This is a genomic window from Dactylosporangium sp. NPDC051541 (assembly GCF_044454505.1).
Taxonomy (GTDB): Bacteria; Actinomycetota; Actinomycetes; order Mycobacteriales; family Micromonosporaceae; genus Dactylosporangium.
In genome coordinates this window covers 357727-374715 of the sequence record NZ_JBITDU010000005.1, presented here as the reverse complement: position 1 = coordinate 374715, position 16989 = coordinate 357727, and the positions used below count along the sequence as shown (strand labels likewise).

Here is a 16989-nt window from a genome sequence, read left to right as displayed (position 1 = left end):
ACGCCGGGGTCAGACCGGCGTCGGCGATGGCCTTGAGCACGGCCAGGAAGTCGTCGACGAACGCGGGCCGGAAGTGCATGAGCACGATGTCGCCGGCTTGACCTTCGACCCGGCCTGGTAGTGCACGACGCCCTTGTCCGTCGTCTCCTTCCAGAAGAACGCGGCCTTCATCCCGCAGTCGTGCACGACCCGCAGCGTGGTGGCGTCCTTGTCGCCGAACGGCGGCCGGAACAGCAGCGGCCGGCGGCCGTAGAGGCGGCCGAGATCGTCGGCGGAGCCGCAGATCTCGTGCTTCTGCGCGTCGTAGGACTTGCCCTTGAGCTCCGGGTGGCTGATCGTGTGCGCCTCGATGACGGCACCGGCCTGTTGCAGCCGCGTGAAGTACCCCGGGTCGTCCTTGATCGCGTTGATCTCGAGGAACAGGGTGATCGGCACGTGCGCGGCCTTGAACAGCGCCAGGGCGTGCGGGTCCTTGGTCCAGCCGTCGTCGATGGTGATGAACGCGACCGGCTGCGTGGTCGGGATCGCGCTGTACCAGCCGGCCGAGTTGCCGGCCGGGACGGTGACCGGCTGCGGGGCCGGGGCCGGCGGGAAGTGCGGGATCCGGGCCAGCGACGCAGGGCTGAGCCCGGATCCACCGGCCGCGTCCGGATCTGAAGCCGACATCGACGGACCGGGCCGCCCCTGGGCTTGCGCCTCGCCATGGGCCGCACACCCGGTCGCGAGCAGTGCCACGGCGACTAACACCAGGAGTCGTGACCGCACCGCCCAAGCATCGGGGGTACCGCGATGCCCGGCCTCGGTACCGGCCCGCACGACGGTTGCGGGTTTCCCGCAAGGTCCTCAGGCACCGCCACGCGTGACGACCGTCGTGGGCAGGACCACCCGCCGCGGCGGGCCGCCGACGCCGCCGATCCGCGCGAACAGCAGGTCCGCGGCCCGCGCGCCCAGGGCGGCGGCGTCGTAGGTGACAAGCGTGACCGGCGTCGGCAGCAGGTCGGCCAGCTCCAGGTCGTCGAAGGCCGCCACCCCGGTCGCGCCGCCGTGCTCGCGGACGGCGTGCAGTACCCCCACCGCCATGCGATTGTTGTCGGCGAACACGGCGTCGGCTCCGGCCGGGCCGCGCAGCAGCTCCAGGGCCGTGGCGTGGGCGTCGGCGACGGTGTGCACGCCGACGTGGACGAGGGCCGGGTCGGCGGCGACGCCCGTGGACCTGAGGGCCTGGCGATACCCGGCCAGCCGGCGCGCGCCCGTGCCGACCGAGGGGTCGCCGCCGATGTAGGCGATCCGGCGGTACCCCAGGGAAAGCAGTCGCAGCACGGCATCGCGGGCGCCGCCGTGGTTGTCCAGCACCACGGAGTCGGCCGCCACCCGGGGCGGGGCCCGGTCGATGAACACGATCGGGGCCCAGGCGGTGAGCTCGTCGTGCAGCTCGCGCTGCGCGTGGGCGGTCGGCACGACCAGGAGGCCGTCGACCCGGCGGCGCAGGACCAGGTCGTGCAGCAGGTCGCGTTCGGCCTCGAAGCTCTGCCGGGTGCTGCCGACGACGAGCATGTGCCGGTGATGCCGGGCGACCTCCTCGGCGCCGCGGGTGATGCCGGACCAGAACGGGTTGGCGACGTCCTCGATGACCAGCGCGACCGTGTGCGTGGTCTGCCCCGGGCGCAGCGTGCGGGCCGACTCGTTGCGGCGGAACCCCAGCGCGGCGATGGCCCGCTCGACCGCCTCGCGGGTCTCGGCGCGGATGTACCGCTCGTGGTTCACCACCCGCGAGACCGTCGCGACGCTCACGCCGGCCGTGCGCGCGACGTCGTGCATGGTCGGCCGCCGCTGCGACATATCGAGCTCCCTCTCTTGACGAAGGGTACCGTACCTGATTACGTTTTCTGAAAACGTTCTCATAGACGTTGATCTCTTGAACCAGGTCCGCCACCTGGGGAGGTAGCCCATGTTCAAAAGAGGAGCCGTTCTCGCCCTACTGCTCGCCACGGCCACCGGATGTGGCTCGTCAAGTGGCGACGACGCCAAGACCATCACCGTCGCCTACCAGAAGTTCGGCGCCTTCATCCAGCTCGACGACCAGCTCAAGCGGGTCAAGGGCGAGTACGAGGCGGCCCACCCCGGCTACACCGTGAAGCTGCTGCCGATCGAGGCGACCGAGAACGACTACTACACCAAGCTGTCGCTGATGAACCGCTCGCCGAAGACGGCGCCGGACGTGCTGTACGAGGACACATTCCTGGTCAACACCGACATCGCGGCCGGGTTCCTGGCGCCGCTGGACGCCGAACTGGCCGGCTGGGCCGACTGGGGCCAGTTCAGCGACGCGGCGAAGAGCGCGGCCAAGGCCCTCGACGGCAAGACCTACGGCGTGCCGATGGGTACCGACACCCGCGCCCTGTACTACAACAAGGACCTGTTCAAGCAGGCCGGCCTGCCCGTGCCGTGGGCGCCGAAGAGCTGGGACGACATCCTGGCCACGACCCGCACGCTCAAGGCGAAGCTGCCCGGGGTCATCCCGATGAACGTGTACTCGGGCAAGGCCGCCGGCGAGGGCGCCACCATGCAGGGCTTCGAGATGCTGCTGTACGGCACGAAACACACCCTGTACGACGAGAGCTCCAAGCAGTGGGTCGTCGCGAGCCCCGGCTTCAACGACTCGCTCGGCTTCATCAAGACCATCTTCAGCGAGCGGCTGGCCCCGCAGCCGCAGGACGCGCTCGACCCCAACTGGGGCACCCGGGTCTCGACGGAGCTGATGCCGACCGGCAAGGTCGCGATCAACCTCGACGGGTCGTGGCTGTCCAGCACCTGGCTCGACACCGGCAGCAAGCCGTGGCCGCAGTGGAGCACGGTCCTCGGCCAGGCCGCGATGCCGACCCAGCACGGCGAGGCGCCCGGCACGACCAGCATGTCCGGCGGCTGGGTGCTGTCCGTCGGCGCGCACACGAAGGACAAGAGGGCGTCGTTCGACTTCGTGACGACGATGCTCAACAAGGACAACACGCTCGCGTATGACATCGCCGCCCAGCAGATCGCGGAACGGGCGGATGTGGCGGCCGATCCGAAGTACCAGAGCGCGAATCCGGCTCTCGGGTTCTTCACGGATCTGGTGAAGGTCACGCATTTCCGGCCTGCGTATCCGGACTATCCGCACGTGTCCGACGCCATTCAGGTCGCGATGGAGTCGGTGATGACCGGGCAGGCCACACCGGAGCAGGCGGCGAAGACGTTCGCGGACAAGGTGCGGGCGGACGTCGGCGGTGACGACAAGGTGACGACGGCGTCATGAGCCGGGCCTTCGCGGCGCGGGCGCTCGCGTATGCGCCCGCGCTGCTGCTCATCGGCGTCTTCTTCGCCGGGCCGGTGCTGTGGAGCTTCTACAGCGCATTCACCGACCTCGCGCTGACCGGGACGTCGCAGGTGCGGTTCGTCGGCGCCGACAATTTCGTCACCATGTGGCACGACAAGCAGTTCTGGAACTCTCTCGAACTCACGCTGATGTTCGTCATCGGCTCCGCGGTCATCGGCCAGAACACGCTCGGGCTGCTCATCGCGCTGCTGCTGAAGAGCGCCGGGCGGGTGTCCCGGGCCGTCGTCACCGGCATTGTCGTGGCCGCGTGGACGGTGCCGGAGACGGTGGCCGGGTTCTGCTGGTACTCGTTCCTGTATCGCGAGGGCACCCTCAACGCGCTGGGGTTCGACCAGAACTGGCTCTACACCGCGCCGATGTTCGCGGTGACCCTCGCCAATGTGTGGCGCGGCACGGCGTTTTCGATGCTGGTGTATCAGGCCGCCCTGGACGACGTCCCGCCGGAGCTGCACGAGGCCGCCGCGGTCGACGGGGCGTCGGTGTGGCAGCGGCTGCGATACGTGACCATTCCGCTGATCCGCCGCTCGATCGTCAGCAACCTGATGCTCATCACGCTGCAGACCCTGGCGTCCTTCGGCCTCATCTACGTGATGACGAAAGGCGGACCCGGGGACCGCAGCCAGACGACGCCGATCTACATGTACCAGGAGTCGTTCCAGTTCTACAAACTCGGCTACGGCACCGCGATGGCCCTGGTGCTACTGCTCATCGGCGCCATCTTCTCGCTCGTCTACGTGCGCGTCATCCGGCTGGAGGACGCATGAGAATCGCGGCCCGGGCGGTGCTCGCGGGCGTCGCCGTACTGTTCCTGCTGCCGTTCCTGTGGCTGCTCGTCGCCTCGGTCCAGCCCGGCGCCGCCCTGTCGGCCCACATCGACTGGCACTTCACCACCCGCAACTTCGCCGACGTGCTCGACGCCGACACCGTGTTCGTCCCGATGCTCAACTCGCTGATCATCTCCGGCGGCACCGCGCTGCTGACCGTGGCGGCGGCGGTCCTGGCCGCGTATCCGCTGTCGCGCCACCGCAGCCGCGCCGGCCGGGCCCTGCTGTACACGATCCTGTTCTCGACCTGCCTGCCGATCACCGCCGTGATGGTCCCCGTCTACACGCTGTACAGCCGGTTCGAGCTGACCGACAATGTCCCCGCGCTCATCCTGTTCATGGCGGCGTCGTCGCTGCCGTTCGGGATCTGGATGATGAAGAACTTCATGGACTCCGTCCCGGTGGAATTGGAGGAGGCCGCGTGGACCGACGGCGCCGGCTGGGCCCAGTCGCTGCGCCGGATCGTCCTGCCGCTCATGGTGCCCGGTGTGACGGTGGTCTTCGTGTTCACGTTCGTGCTGCAATGGGGCAACTTCTTCGTCCCGTTCATCCTGTTGCAGGCCCCCGAGAGCCAGCCGGCCTCGGTCACCATCTACACGTTCTTCTCCACCTACGGCCAGGTCGCCTACGGGCAGCTCGCGGCGTTCGCGATCCTCTACACGGCGCCGGTCGTGCTGATGTACTCGGTGTTGTCCAGGGTGTTCGGCGGGGCGTTCAGCCTCACCGGCGCGGTGAAGGGTTGAGCTCGCATGCGCATTGAGAACACTGAACTCTTCATCGGCGACCGGCAGATCGTCCAGGTCCTCGACGTCTCCGGCCCGGCGACGATTCGCGGCTCCGGGGTGTTCGGTTCCGGGGTGTTCGGTTCCGGTGCCGGGGAGGTTCCCGTTTCGGTTGATGCGCCACCGGGGACCGTCATTCCCATCACGGTCGAGGCGGGCGGCGAGACCGGACAGGCGGACCTCATCGTGGCCGAGCCGGGCTGGACGGTCTGGATGGTCTCCCATTTCCACTACGACCCGGTGTGGTGGAACACGCAAGCCGCCTATACCGCCACCTGGGCGCCGGGCGGGGAATTCCGCGCGGACTTCCAGCGCACGGGCTTCGACCTCGTTCGATTGCATTTGGAGACCGCGCGCCTGCACCCCGAATACAAGTTCGTCCTGGCCGAGCTGGACTACCTCAAACCGTACTGGGACGCCCACCCGCAGGACCGGGCCTACATCCGCCGCCTGCTCGCCGAGGACCGCCTCGAGCTCGTCGGCGGCACCTACAACGAGCCCAACACCAACCTGACCCTGGCCGAGACGACGATCCGCAACTTCCGCTACGGCATCGGCTTCCAGCGCGACGTCGTCGGCGGCGACCCGCGCACCGCCTGGCAGCTCGACGCGTTCGGGCACGACCCGAACTTCCCCGGCCTCGCCGCCGCCGCCGGCCTGGACTCGTCGTCGTGGGCGCGCGGCCCGTTCCACCAGTGGGGGCCGATGCAGACCACCCACCACCCGGGCGAGAACGGCTGGGGCGACCCGACGACAATGCAGTTCGACGCCGAGTTCGAGTGGCTTTCGCCCAACGGCCTCGGGGTGCTCACCCACTACATGCCCGCGCACTACTCCGCCGGCTGGCACATCGACGCCCAACCGACCCTGGAAGGCGCCGAGCAGAACATCTACCAGCTCTTCCTCCTGCTGAAACAGGTGGCCCGGACCCGCAACATCCTGCTGCCGGTGGGCACCGACTACAGTCCGCCGGCGAAATGGGTCATCGACGTCCATCGCGATTGGAACGCCCGCTACACCTGGCCGCGTTTTCTGTGCGGGCTTCCAAAAGAATTTTTCGCGGCGGTACGTCTTGAGGCCCGCGATTTCACGGCGCAGACGCGTGACATGAATCCCGTCTACACCGGCAAGGACGTGTCGTTCATCGACACCAAGCAGGCCCAGCGCCACGCCGAGGCTCTGCTCACGGACGCGGAGCTGTTCGCGACGCTGGCCTCGCTGAGGGGTGCGCCGTTCCCGCACGAGCGGGTCGACATGGCGTGGCGGCAGCTCGTGTTCGGCGCCCATCACGATGGGATCACCGGTTCGGAGTCGGATCAGGTGTACCTCGATCTGCTCACCGGGTGGCGGCAGGCGCACGACCTGGCCTCCGGTGTGCTGGACGAGGCGTTGTCCGCGCTTGTCGGTTCGGTTGGTGACGGTTCCGCCGGCGACGTCGCGGCCGGTGGCGGATCACCTCGGGTGGTCGTGTTCAACCCCTCGTCGTGGCCGCGGACCGATGTCGTGCGGGTGGGTTCGCTGGAGTTCCTGGCTGATGACGTGCCGGGGGTCGGGTACAAGACGTTCGAGCTCGATGCGGTGTCCACTGTGGATGGTGCGGGTTGGCACATGCGTTCGAACGTTGGTAGCATTGCCAACGAGTGGTTTCGGGTCACGGTCGACGGGGCGCGCGGCGGGGCCGTGTCGTCCATTGTGGATCTCGCCGGCGGGCGGGAGTTGATAACTGCAGGAACGGTCGGCAACGAGCTGCTCGTCTACGACGAGTATCCCGCACACCCGCAGGTGCACGAGGGGCCGTGGCACCTGCTGCCCAAGGGGCCGCCGAAGGTGGGATCGGCGCAGGCTCCGGCGTCGTCGGTCACCGTCGAGACGGGGCCGCTGGGGGAGCGCGTGACCGTCACCGGGGTTGTGGGGCCGGTGCGATACACGCAGCGGCTCGTGCTGTGGCGCGGGGTCAACCGGCTCGACGTGCGGACCACACTGGACGAGTTCGACGGGTCCGACCATCTCGTCCGGGTCCGCTGGCCGGCCGCGATCGCCGGCGCCCTGCCCGTCAGTGAGGTCGGCAATGCGGTCGTCGGGCGGGGCTTCGGGCTGATCGACGTCGACGCCGACCCGGCGCCGTGGACGCTCGACAACCCGGCGCAGCACTGGTTCGCGCTGTCGTCGACGGCCAGGATCCGCGTCGGCCCGCACACCCGGGCGATCGGCGTCGCGGAGATCATCGGTGGCGGGGCGGCGGCCCGGGACCTGGCCCTGGCGCTGATCCGGCGCGGGGTGACGGCCACCTGCTCCGACACGGCCGGGCCGCGCTACGGTTCCCTCGCCGTAGACTCCAACCTGCCCGACGTGCGGATCCGCATCGAGGAGGGTGCTGGTGCGGACGCGGACGCGGACGCGGCGGCGGCGCGGAGCTGGGTGCCGGCCGAGCGGCCGCTGACCGCGGTGTGGACGCCGAACGCCGACCTCACCGGCGATCGGGACCTGCCCGTGCTCGTGCTGGCCGCGGCTGAGGTGGCGGCCGTCTGCGCCGAGCTGGCAGCCACCGGGGAGATCACGGTGGCGTCGGGGGAGTCGCCGGACCCGGATCTCGACGACTACACCTTCGGGATCGTCAACCGGGGCCTGCCGGGGTTCGCCGTCGATCCCAGCGGCGCGCTGCACCTGTCGCTGATCCGGTCCTGCACGGGCTGGCCCTCCGGCGTGTGGATCGACCCGCCGCGGCGGACCGCACCCGACGGGTCCAACTTCCAGCAGCAGCACTGGACCCACGTGTTCGACTACAGCATCGTCGCCGGGGCCGGGGACTGGCGCGCCGCCGGGCTCGTCGCCGCCGGGCACGCCGTCAACCATCCGATGCACGCCCGGCTCGCCCCGCCCGGGCCGGCCGCCTCGGCGCGGCTGGTCGACGTCACACCGTCCACTGTGGTGCTGACCGCGCTCAAGCCCGCCGGCGACCCGCTCGCGTCCGGTGCGGTGCCGGAGCCGGTGTCCGACGTCGTGGCCCGCTACTACGAGTCGACCGGCGCCCCGGCCGAAGTCCACATCGGACTGCCGGTGCCGGTGACCGCGCGGCAGCCCGTGGACCTGCTGGAGCGGCCCGTCGACGGCGGGTTCACCCTGGACGGGGCCGGGATCGGGCAGGTGCGGCTCACCGTCGATCGGGTCCTGGCCGCGGCCGAGCCGGTGAGGGCGCCCGCATACGCGCGGTACTGGCTGCACAACACCGGGCCGGCGCCCATCGGCAACATGCCGGTGTCCGTGCACATCGCCGCCGACGGGCTCACCGTGACCGGGACCGTCTCCTCCGACCTCGTCGCCGACGCCACGGCCGGGACCGTCACCTTCGACGTGCCCGACGGCTGGACGGTCTCCCCGCCCGCGGTGGCCTACGACCTGCCGCCCGGCGGGTTCGCCGAGTTCACCGCCGTGGTCATGCCCGCCCCATCGCCGGCGCCGGGGGAATACCGGATTCGGGCCTCGCTGCCCTCCGGGGTCTACGACGTGGCCCGCATCCCGCTCGGAGGCGGCGGCGAGGAGCTGACCGGGGCGCTGTCGCCGTCGGCGCTGCGGCTGCACCGCGGGGAGTCCGCGGTCGTCCGGCTCGAGACGTCGGCCGTCGGCGCCGAGATCCACCTCATCGGGCCCTGGCACACGTGGGAGCTCACCCCGGCCGTCACGGCCGCCGGGGAGTTCACGGTGCGGGTGCCCGACGAGCACCCGCCGGGCACCTGGTGGGTCCTGGCCCGCATCGCCGACGCCGGCCGGCTCCACTACACCGAGCCGATCACCGTGACGGTCGAGCCATGAGCGCGGGTGTCGCGGTCGCCGCAGCCGCCGCCGTCTTCGCCGCCGTCTTCGTCTTCGCCGTCTACGTCGGCGCGGAGCCGATCACCGTGACGGTCCGGCCATGAGCGATGGTGTCGCCGTCGCGGCCTATGTCGGCGCGGAGCCGATCACCGTCGCGGCCGTCGAGGAACGGCTCGCCGCGATGCGCTCCGGACCGTACGCGGCCCGGCTGCCGCACCCGGGCAGTGCCGAGGGCCGCAACCTGCGCCGCTGGCTGGTCCAGCTCCTCGCCACCACCGCCGTGCTCGACCAGGAGGCCGCCCGCCTCGGCCTGCCCGCGGGTGGTGCGCCGACGTCCAGCGGAGCAGCTCCTCGACGGCGACCGGCAGCCGCGTCGGCTCCCGGCGCGGCCGCTCCCAGCGGTCCCGCGCCGCCGGCCGCCGGGCCGCCCGACCTGGCCCGGGCACTGCGGCTCGGGGGTGTCGCGGCGTCGGCCGCGGCCGCCCACCCCGGCGTGTACGCGGCCGTCACCGCCGCCGTGACCGTCGACGAGGCCCAGGCCCGCGACTACTGGGGCCGCAACCGTGACCGGCACCCGGGGCCGTTCCCTTCGTGCCGGGCCGAGATCGAGGACCTGCTGCTGCGGGCCGCCCGCGACCGGCACTTCACCCGCTGGCTCGACGGGCGCTGCGCCGAGCTGGTCCGGTTGTCGCCCGGGTTCGAGCACCCCGGCGACCCCGCCCAGCCCGACCACACGCACCACCATTAGTCCCAGTCGGAGATGATCGGCTGGCCGGCGATGAAGCTGTCGGCGTTCGCGGGTTCGGCGACCCCGGTCGTGGCCAGGACCTGGCCGGTGCTGTCGAGCGCTTCGACGGTGAGCGTCGCCGGGACCTTGGCCAGGACCACGCCGACGCCGCCGGTGAGGGTGACCCGTGGGTCCTGGCCGCCGGTCACCCGCAGTTCGGTGGCGGCCGGCGGGGCGACGACGAGCAGGCGGTCGGCCAGCTCGAGGTTCTTGTCGGCGGGTAGACGTACCACCACCAGGGCATCGCTCTTGGTCGCGGCGGTCGTGAGCGACGCCGGTGGGAACGACGGATCGGCGGGGCGGGGCTCGCCGTGCACGGTGGAGATCGGGTAGGCGTCGCCGTGGCCGGTGACCGCGCACACCTGCGCCGAACCGTCGGCGAGCATCCCGAGCTCGACGACCGTCGGGCGGGTCTCGCCGGGCGGGGTGCCGCCCCAGAGGATGCGCCGGGAGCGCACGTCGAGGCCCACGTTGTCCGGGCAGCCCCACAGCACCTCGCGGACCATCGCCGGGTCGGCCGTCCCGCGTTCGGTCGGCGGCGAGTCGCCCTTCCTGGTGCCGGTGACCATGTCCTGGAAGCCGACCTCGCGCACCACGCCGGCGCAGGTGACCTGAAACAGCCAGGAGGCGGCCGGCCGCTCCAGGAAGTCGCCGCCGGCGGTCCAGGTGTGCTCGACCGTGCCGTCGGCCCGCACGGTGGTGGTCGCCGCCGACTGGATGGCGCACCCGGGGGGAGCGAGGGCGATCGTGTACCTGTCCTGCTTCCCGATCACCGCGAGCGGGAACAGCCCGCCCACCTGGGAGCCGAACTCGCCGGTCGCGAGGGCCGACACCGGCGCGTCCAGCGGCCCGGCCGACGAGACGAACAGCAGCTCGCGGTCGTTGTGGTAGGCGACGCCGAAGGACCACTCCCCGGCGATCCTGACCACGAACAGCACGGTGATCCGGTCGAGGTCGGCCGGTGCCCCCCAGTGCGCGCGGGCCTGGTCCATCGCCGCCGCCACGTTCGTGACCAGCCGCGGGTCGTCCTTGGCGGCCTGCCCGCGGACCGGGGCGTCGAGGATCTGCCGGGTCCACGGCGTGAGCGGGACGATGGCCTCCTGGTAGTGCCCGTAGTTGTCGGTCGGCGGCGGGCTGGGGGCCGGCCCGGCCGGGGCGAGGGCCTGCACGCCGAGCAGCGCGGCGACGACGGCGGCGGCGAGCCCGGCGCCGCTCCACCGCCAGGCCCGGCGCCGGTGCCGGCGCAGCAGCCGGCCGTAGGGGTCGGGGGCGGGCCGCACCTCGGCGACCGAGCGCGCCATCTCCTCGCGCAGCCGCGTTTCCAGGTCGCTCATCGCCCGCTCCTCTCGCCCGACTCCAGCAGGGCCCGCAGCCGTGCCAGCCCGCGCGAGGCCTGGCTCTTCACCGTCCCGGCCGAGCAGCCGAGGATCGCGGCCGTCTCCGCCTCGGAGAGGTCCTCCCAGTAGCGCAGCACGAGCACGGCCCGCATCCGCTCCGGCAGCCGCCCGAGCTCCGCGACCAGCGCCGAGCGCTCCGTCAACGCCCCGGCGGGATCGCCGCCGCCCCCGGCCGGCTCCGGCGGCTCCGCGCTCAGCCGCTCCCGCCGCAGCGCCCGCCACCAGCTCGTGCGCTGGTTGACCATGGCCCGCCGCAGGTACGGCATCGGCTCCGCGACCCGGTCGAACCGCGGCATGATCTTCAGCAGCGCGCTCTGCACGAGGTCCTCCGCGGCCGCCGGGGCCCCGGTCAGCAGATACGCGGTGTGCAGCAGCTCCGCGTATCGCATGCGCACGAATTGTTCAAAGCCCTCACCCGGCACCCCGCCGCCTCCCGTCCGGACGCTGTCACAGCATGCACGCCGCAGCGGTACGAAACGTTGAGAGGCAGTTCGGCGAGCAGCTCCTCCGCCGCGTCCGGTCCGGCGGGTCGGCTACGGCTCGTCGTTCGCGTTCGCGCACGCCTTCAAACGCACCCACGGCACCGCGCCCGGGGCGTTCCGTCAGAGCTTGGCGGCGTAGAGCGGGTCGGCCAGGAGCGATTCGAAGGCCAGCTCGGCCGCGCCGACCAGGGGTGCGTCGGCGCCGAGCTGCGGCGTGTGCAGGGCCACGTGGGCGCGGCACGCCGGGAGGGCCATCGTGTAGAGGCGGTGGCGGACGTGGTCGGCGGCGGAGAGGTACAACTCCCGCAGTGTCCCGCCGAAGACGACGACCGTCGGGTTGAAGATGTTGACCAGGTTGGCCACGCCGAAGCCGAGCCAGTCGGCGGCGTGGGCGACCGCGGCCCGCGCCCCTTCGTCGCCGTCCTGGGCGGCGATGACGGTGGCCGCCACCGCCGCGCCCGCGGTCGGCACGGTGCGGCCGGCCAGGTGCAGCAGGGCCCGCTCGCCGATCTCGGTTTCCCAGCAGCCGCGGGAGCCGCACCCGCACAGCCGCCCGCCGGGGTTGACGACCATGTGGCCGACCTCGCCGCCGTGCCCGCCGTAGCCGGTGATGCGGCGGCCGCCGGCGATGATGCCGGCGCTGATGCCCGCGTCGCCGTGCAGGTAGATGACGTTGTCGGCGCCGGCGGCGGCCCCGCGGGTGTGCTCGGCGAGGGCGGCCAGGTCGGCCAGGCCGCCGACGAACGGGCCTGCGGCCGGGGCCAGGTGCGGCGCCAACGCCGAGGCCAGCGCCGGTTCGATCGTTTCATCGGCCCAGCCGAGGTGGTGCCGCACGGACGCGGAGACGGCCAGGCCGGAGCCGACGAAGACGGCGTCGGCGGCGTCGATCACGACCGAGTCCTGCAGCTCGGCGACGAGGCCGGCCAGGGCGGCGAGTGTCGGGGCCGGGTCGGTGCCGCCGGGGCGGGCGGCGGTGCGCTCGTCGAGGATCCGTCCGCCGAGGCCGACACGGGCGGCTCGGAGCCGGTCCAGTTCCAGGCTCATGGCGTATCCGTAGACGCGCGACGACCGCGGCCGGACCACGATCGACGGGCGGCCGGCGCGGCCGGTCTCGTGCGGTACCCCCTCGTCGATCAAACCGGCGGTGGCCAGGTCGGCGGTGAGTGCTCCGATGGTGCTGCGGTTGAGGCCGAGCCGGTTCGTCAGCTCCGCCCGCGAGGTGGCACCGCGGACGTGAATGTAGCGGAGCAGGGCCCCCAGGTTCTGCCGGCGCACCGACTCCTGCGGGCTGCTGCTGGTGGAGGAGGACACGCTTCTACGCCTCCAGAACGAACGTGGGTCCCCGGAAAGGTGCTCCGGGGACCCACGATGCTGTTGCCGGTGTTACTTGGTGAGCGGCGAGAGCTTCGGGTCGTTGGCGTAGGCCTCGGCCGCGTTCGCCTTGGTCACGATGACCGGCGGGAGCAGGTACGAGGGGACGATCTTGACACCGTTGTTGTAGGACTTGGTGTCGTTGACGTCCGGCTCGGAACCGGCCTGCAGCTTCTTGACCATCTCGATCGTCTGGGCAACCAGCTTGCGGGTGTCCTTGTTGATCGTGGAGTACTGCTCGCCGGCCATGATGCTCTTGACCGACTCGACCTCGGAGTCCTGACCGGTGACGACCGGGACCGGCTTGCCGGCGGCCTTCACCGAGGTGATGATCGCGCGGGCCAGGGTGTCGTTCGGGGAGAGCACGCCGTCGAGGGTCTTGCCGCCGGTGGCGTAGGTCGAGGTCATGATGGTGTCCATGCGGGCCTGCGCACCCTCGGCCTTCCAGCCCTGGATGGCGGTCTGCTTGACGTCCTTCTGGCCGGAGCCGACGACCAGGTCGCCCTTGTCGATCAGCGGCTTGAGCACGTCCATGGCGCCGTTGAAGAAGACACCGGCGTTGTTGTCGTCCGGCGAGCCGGAGAACAGCTCGATGGTCCACGGGCCGGTCGGCTTCTTGGCCTTCATGCCGTCCAGCAGGGCCTGGCCCTGCAGCTGGCCGACCTTGAAGTTGTCGAACGCGACGTAGTAGTCGAGGTCGGCGGTGCCGGTGATCAGGCGGTCGTAGGCGATGACGACGGCGCCGGAGTCCTTGGCCTGCTTGACCTGGGTGCCCAGCTGCGCGGCGTCGGTCGCGCCGATGACGATGACCTTCGCGCCCTTGGTGATCATCGAGGAGATCTGCGACTGCTGGTCGGCGACCGTGGTCGACGCGCCGGCGTACTGCACGTCGCCCTTGAAGCCGGCGTCCTTGAGGCCGTTGGTGAAGAGGTCACCGGCGAGGACCCAGTTCTCCGAGGTCTTCGACGGCAGGGCGACACCGATCGTCGCGTCCTTGGCGAAGCCCTTGGCCGCGCCGGACGTGCCGGTGGAGGCGTCGTCGCGGTCGCTGCTGCCGCACGCGGCGGTGCTCAGCGCAACCAGCGCGATGGCGCTGACCGCGAGGCTCCTGGTGAGGAACTTGCGCATGGCTTTGAAAGCCCTTTCTTTCGGGATGTTACTGGGGATAGGGGCGTCGTGCCGCCAGGGTGCGCGGCGAGGTGTTTCAGCCGCCGACGGGAGCCTTGATTGACTCCTGGCCGGCTTGGTTGGGCGCGGCCGGATCGGTGTTCTCCTGCCGCTGGAAGGGGCGCATGATCGATCCGATGATCGAGAACCGCCCCTGGCTCTTGTTGTAGACGTCCAGCGCGACGGCGAGCAGCAGGAACAGGCCGCGGATGATCTGCTCGCGGTCGGTGCCGATGCCGAGCAGCTGCAGGCCGTTCTTCAGCACGGCCATGACCAGACCACCGACGATGGCGCCGCTGACGGTGCCGATGCCGCCGGCGACCGCGGCGCCGCCGATGAAGACGGCCGCGATGGCGTCCAGCTCCCAGCTCAGACCGTCCTGCGGGCCGGAGGCACCGGAGCGGGCCACGAAGATCATGCCGGCCAGCGCGGCCAGGATCGACATGTTCATGATGACGAAGAAGTTGACCTGGCGCAGCTTGACGCCGGAAAGCTCGGCGGCGCGGGCGTTGCCGCCGACGGCGTAGATGTGCCGGCCGCCGGGCGTGTTGCGGGTGTAGAACGAGTAGGCGAGGACCAGCGCGGCCAGGATGCAGCCCGAGATCGGGAAGCTGGTGCCGACGCGGCCGCCGGCGAAGCGCAGCGTCGCGAAGACGATGACCGCGACCATGATGGCCATCCGCAGCACCGACACCCACATCGGGGTCGGCTCGGCGTCCATCTGCCGGCGGGTCTTGCGGGACTGGAACTCCCGCCACACCACGGCCAGACAGGCGACCAGACCCAAGAGCAAGGTGCTGTTGTTGTACCCCGTGTTGGGGCCCCACTCCGGGAGGTACCCGGCGCCGATCTGGGTGAAGGCCTTCGGCACCGCGACGGTCTCGGCGTTGCCGGTGTACTGGTTGGCGCCGCGGAAGATCAGCATGCCGGCCAGGGTGACGATGAAGGCCGGGACGCCGATGTAGGCGACCCAGAAGCCCTGCCACGCACCGATCACGGCACCGACGCCGAGGCCGATCAGGATGCCGACCCACCACGGCACGCCGCCGTCACGCATCGCCTTGGCCACGATGATGCCGACGAACGCGGCCACCGAGCCGACCGAGAGGTCGATGTGGCCGGCGACGATCACCATGAGCATGCCGATGGACAGCACGGAGATGTATGCGTACTGCTGGGTCAGCGAGATCAGGTTGCCGGAGTTGAGGGTCAGCCCGCCGGTCCAGATCTGGAACAGGATGATGATCGCCACGAGGGTGAAGATCATCGTGAACTGGCGGGCGTTCGAGGTGGTGCCCCCGAACAGGTTCTTCTGCAGGTCCTTGAGTCGGCTCATCGCGTCGGCATCTTCTTCGTTGAGGTCATCTGCTTCATGAGGAGTTCCGGGTTGGCCTCGGCGCGCGGGACGTCACCGGTGATGGTGCCTTCGAACACGGTGTAGATGCGGTCACACAGGCCCAGCAGCTCGGGCAGCTCCGAGGAGATGACGATGACGCCCTTGCCCTGCTCGGCCAGCCGCTGGATGATGCCGTAGATCTCGTACTTCGCACCGACGTCGATACCGCGGGTCGGCTCGTCGAGGATCAGCAGGTCGGGGTCGGTGAACATCCACTTCGCCAGGACGACCTTCTGCTGGTTGCCGCCGGAGAGCTTGTTGACGCCCTCGTCGACGGTCGGCGCCTTGACCCGCAGGGCCTTGCGGTACTCCTCGGCGACCTTGTGCTCGGCGACCTCGTCGATGACACCGTGGCGGGTGATCTTCGACAGCTTGGCCGCGACCGTCGAGGTCTTGATGTCGTCGAGGAGGTTGAGCCCGATCGACTTGCGGTCCTCGCTGACGTAGGCCAGGCCGTGCCGGATCGCCTCGGCCACCGAGCGCAGCTGGATCTCCTGGCCGTCCTTGAAGATCTGCCCCGACTGGTAGACGCCGTAGGAGCGACCGAACAGGCTCATCGCCAGCTCGGTGCGCCCGGCGCCCATCAGGCCGGCGAAGCCGACGATCTCGCCGCGGCGGACGTTGAAGTTGGAGTGCTTGCAGACCAGGCGGTCGGCCGCGATCGGGTGGCGGACCGTCCAGTCGCGCACCTCGAAGAAGATCTCGCCGATCTTCGGCGTGTGGTCGGGGAACCGGCTCTCCAGGTCCCGGCCGACCATGCCGCGCACGATCCGGTCCTCGTTGACGCCCTGGGCGCCGACCTCGAGCGTCTCGACCGTCTTGCCGTCGCGCAGGATCGTGATCGAGTCGGCGACGTCCTCGATCTCGTTGAGCTTGTGCGAGATCATGATCGAGGTGATGCCCTGCGCCTTGAACTCACGCAGCAGGTCGAGCAGGTGCTTCGAGTCGTTCTCGTTGAGCGCCGCGGTCGGCTCGTCGAGGATCAGCAGCTTCACGTGCTTCGCGAAGGCCTTGGCGATCTCGACCAGCTGCTGCTTGCCGACGCCGATGTCCTTGATGAGGGTGTCGGGGTCGTCGCGCAGGCCGACCTGGGCCAGCAGCTCGTGGGCCCGCCGGTTGGCGCCCGTCCAGTCGTAGGAGCCGTTCCTGCGGGGCTCGTTGCCCAGGAACAGGTTCTCCGTGATGGACATGTGCGGCACCAGGGCGAGCTCCTGGTGGATGATCACGATGCCGGCCTTCTCGCTGCCCCGGATGTCGCTGAAGCGGACTTCCGAGCCCTGGTAGAAGATCTGGCCGTCGTATGAACCGTATGGGTACACGCCGCTGAGAACCTTCATCAGCGTCGACTTCCCGGCGCCGTTCTCTCCGCAGATCGCGTGGATCTCGCCCTCACGGACCACCAGGTTGACGTCGGCGAGCGCCTTGACGCCCGGGAACTCCTTGGTGATCGACCGCATCTCGAGCAGGATCGGTGCGTCGCTTCCCGGGCTGCTCATGAGGCGAGCCGCCTTGTCACCGACATCATGTTGCCTCCGAGGGGCTGTGTCGCCAGCCAGGTTTGTTGTGACGACCAACTTATTGCAAGTGTGGCGACCCTGCC

The 16989-nt window shown here is 70.5% G+C and carries 13 protein-coding genes; 5 read left to right on the top strand and 8 right to left on the bottom strand.

The window, feature by feature from the left end:
• Positions 1-9 precede the first annotated feature (9 nt).
• Together ACIA8L_RS25490 and ACIA8L_RS25485 are read right to left on the bottom strand one after the other, a co-directional pair.
• Positions 10-666 (bottom strand): polysaccharide deacetylase family protein, encoded by a 657-nt coding sequence (locus ACIA8L_RS25490; protein ID WP_395908730.1) that lies wholly within the window; start codon positions 664-666, stop codon positions 10-12.
• Positions 667-843: 177 nt separating this feature from the next.
• Positions 844-1839 (bottom strand): LacI family DNA-binding transcriptional regulator, encoded by a 996-nt coding sequence (locus ACIA8L_RS25485; RefSeq protein ID WP_395908728.1) that lies wholly within the window; start codon positions 1837-1839, stop codon positions 844-846.
• 109 nt (positions 1840-1948) lie between these two features.
• Between ACIA8L_RS25485 and ACIA8L_RS25480 the strand changes: the two genes are divergently transcribed.
• The 5 genes from ACIA8L_RS25480 (at position 1949) to ACIA8L_RS25460 (ending at position 9537) form a co-directional block, all read left to right on the top strand.
• Positions 1949-3292 (top strand): extracellular solute-binding protein, encoded by a 1344-nt coding sequence (locus tag ACIA8L_RS25480; protein WP_395908725.1) that lies wholly within the window; start codon positions 1949-1951, stop codon positions 3290-3292.
• Positions 3289-4137, top strand: coding sequence for a carbohydrate ABC transporter permease (locus tag ACIA8L_RS25475; protein WP_395908723.1), 849 nt, complete (start codon positions 3289-3291; stop codon positions 4135-4137). The genes ACIA8L_RS25480 and ACIA8L_RS25475 overlap by 4 nt, the downstream gene beginning before the upstream one ends.
• Positions 4134-4940, top strand: a complete 807-nt coding sequence (locus ACIA8L_RS25470) for a carbohydrate ABC transporter permease (protein WP_395908721.1) — start codon at positions 4134-4136, stop codon at positions 4938-4940. Before ACIA8L_RS25475 ends, ACIA8L_RS25470 begins: the two co-directional genes overlap by 4 nt.
• 6 nt (positions 4941-4946) lie before the next feature.
• Entirely contained in the window at positions 4947-8789 is a 3843-nt protein-coding gene (locus tag ACIA8L_RS25465) for a glycoside hydrolase family 38 C-terminal domain-containing protein (protein WP_395908719.1), read from the top strand.
• Positions 8790-8889: 100 nt separating this feature from the next.
• On the top strand, positions 8890-9537 hold the full coding sequence (locus ACIA8L_RS25460) for a hypothetical protein (RefSeq protein WP_395908718.1): 648 nt from the start codon (positions 8890-8892) through the stop codon (positions 9535-9537).
• Here the strand turns inward: ACIA8L_RS25460 and ACIA8L_RS25455 are convergent.
• The 6 genes from ACIA8L_RS25455 to mmsA form a co-directional block, all read right to left on the bottom strand.
• Entirely contained in the window at positions 9534-10910 is a 1377-nt protein-coding gene (locus tag ACIA8L_RS25455) for a hypothetical protein (protein WP_395908716.1), read from the bottom strand. The genes ACIA8L_RS25460 and ACIA8L_RS25455 overlap by 4 nt on opposite strands.
• Complete coding sequence (locus ACIA8L_RS25450; RefSeq protein WP_395908714.1) at positions 10907-11395, bottom strand: SigE family RNA polymerase sigma factor; 489 nt, start codon at positions 11393-11395, stop codon at positions 10907-10909. Before ACIA8L_RS25450 ends, ACIA8L_RS25455 begins: the two co-directional genes overlap by 4 nt.
• 180 nt (positions 11396-11575) lie before the next feature.
• Positions 11576-12766, bottom strand: a complete 1191-nt coding sequence (locus ACIA8L_RS25445; RefSeq protein WP_395908712.1) for an ROK family protein — start codon at positions 12764-12766, stop codon at positions 11576-11578.
• Between the two features lie 72 nt (positions 12767-12838).
• Entirely contained in the window at positions 12839-13954 is a 1116-nt protein-coding gene (locus tag ACIA8L_RS25440) for a substrate-binding domain-containing protein (protein WP_395908710.1), read from the bottom strand.
• Positions 13955-14030: 76 nt separating this feature from the next.
• Entirely contained in the window at positions 14031-15329 is a 1299-nt protein-coding gene (gene mmsB / locus ACIA8L_RS25435) for a multiple monosaccharide ABC transporter permease (RefSeq protein WP_395908708.1), read from the bottom strand.
• Positions 15326-16885, bottom strand: coding sequence for a multiple monosaccharide ABC transporter ATP-binding protein (mmsA, locus tag ACIA8L_RS25430; RefSeq protein ID WP_395908706.1), 1560 nt, complete (start codon positions 16883-16885; stop codon positions 15326-15328). The genes mmsB and mmsA overlap by 4 nt, the downstream gene beginning before the upstream one ends.
• Between the last annotated feature and the right edge of the window lie 104 nt (positions 16886-16989).

Excerpts from the sequence above, each read along its gene's own strand:
- ACIA8L_RS25490 (WP_395908730.1), bottom strand. The coding sequence starts at position 666 with ATGTCGGCTTCAGATCCGGACGCGGCCGGTGGATCCGGGCTCAGCCCT.
- ACIA8L_RS25485 (WP_395908728.1), bottom strand. The coding sequence starts at position 1,839 with ATGTCGCAGCGGCGGCCGACCATGCACGACGTCGCGCGCACGGCCGGC.
- ACIA8L_RS25480 (WP_395908725.1), top strand. The coding sequence starts at position 1,949 with ATGTTCAAAAGAGGAGCCGTTCTCGCCCTACTGCTCGCCACGGCCACC.
- ACIA8L_RS25475 (WP_395908723.1), top strand. The coding sequence starts at position 3,289 with ATGAGCCGGGCCTTCGCGGCGCGGGCGCTCGCGTATGCGCCCGCGCTG.
- ACIA8L_RS25470 (WP_395908721.1), top strand. The coding sequence starts at position 4,134 with ATGAGAATCGCGGCCCGGGCGGTGCTCGCGGGCGTCGCCGTACTGTTC.
- ACIA8L_RS25465 (WP_395908719.1), top strand. The coding sequence starts at position 4,947 with ATGCGCATTGAGAACACTGAACTCTTCATCGGCGACCGGCAGATCGTC.
- ACIA8L_RS25460 (WP_395908718.1), top strand. The coding sequence starts at position 8,890 with ATGAGCGATGGTGTCGCCGTCGCGGCCTATGTCGGCGCGGAGCCGATC.
- ACIA8L_RS25455 (WP_395908716.1), bottom strand. The coding sequence starts at position 10,910 with ATGAGCGACCTGGAAACGCGGCTGCGCGAGGAGATGGCGCGCTCGGTC.
- ACIA8L_RS25440 (WP_395908710.1), bottom strand. The coding sequence starts at position 13,954 with ATGCGCAAGTTCCTCACCAGGAGCCTCGCGGTCAGCGCCATCGCGCTG.
- mmsB (WP_395908708.1), bottom strand. The coding sequence starts at position 15,329 with ATGAGCCGACTCAAGGACCTGCAGAAGAACCTGTTCGGGGGCACCACC.
- mmsA (WP_395908706.1), bottom strand. The coding sequence starts at position 16,885 with ATGAGCAGCCCGGGAAGCGACGCACCGATCCTGCTCGAGATGCGGTCG.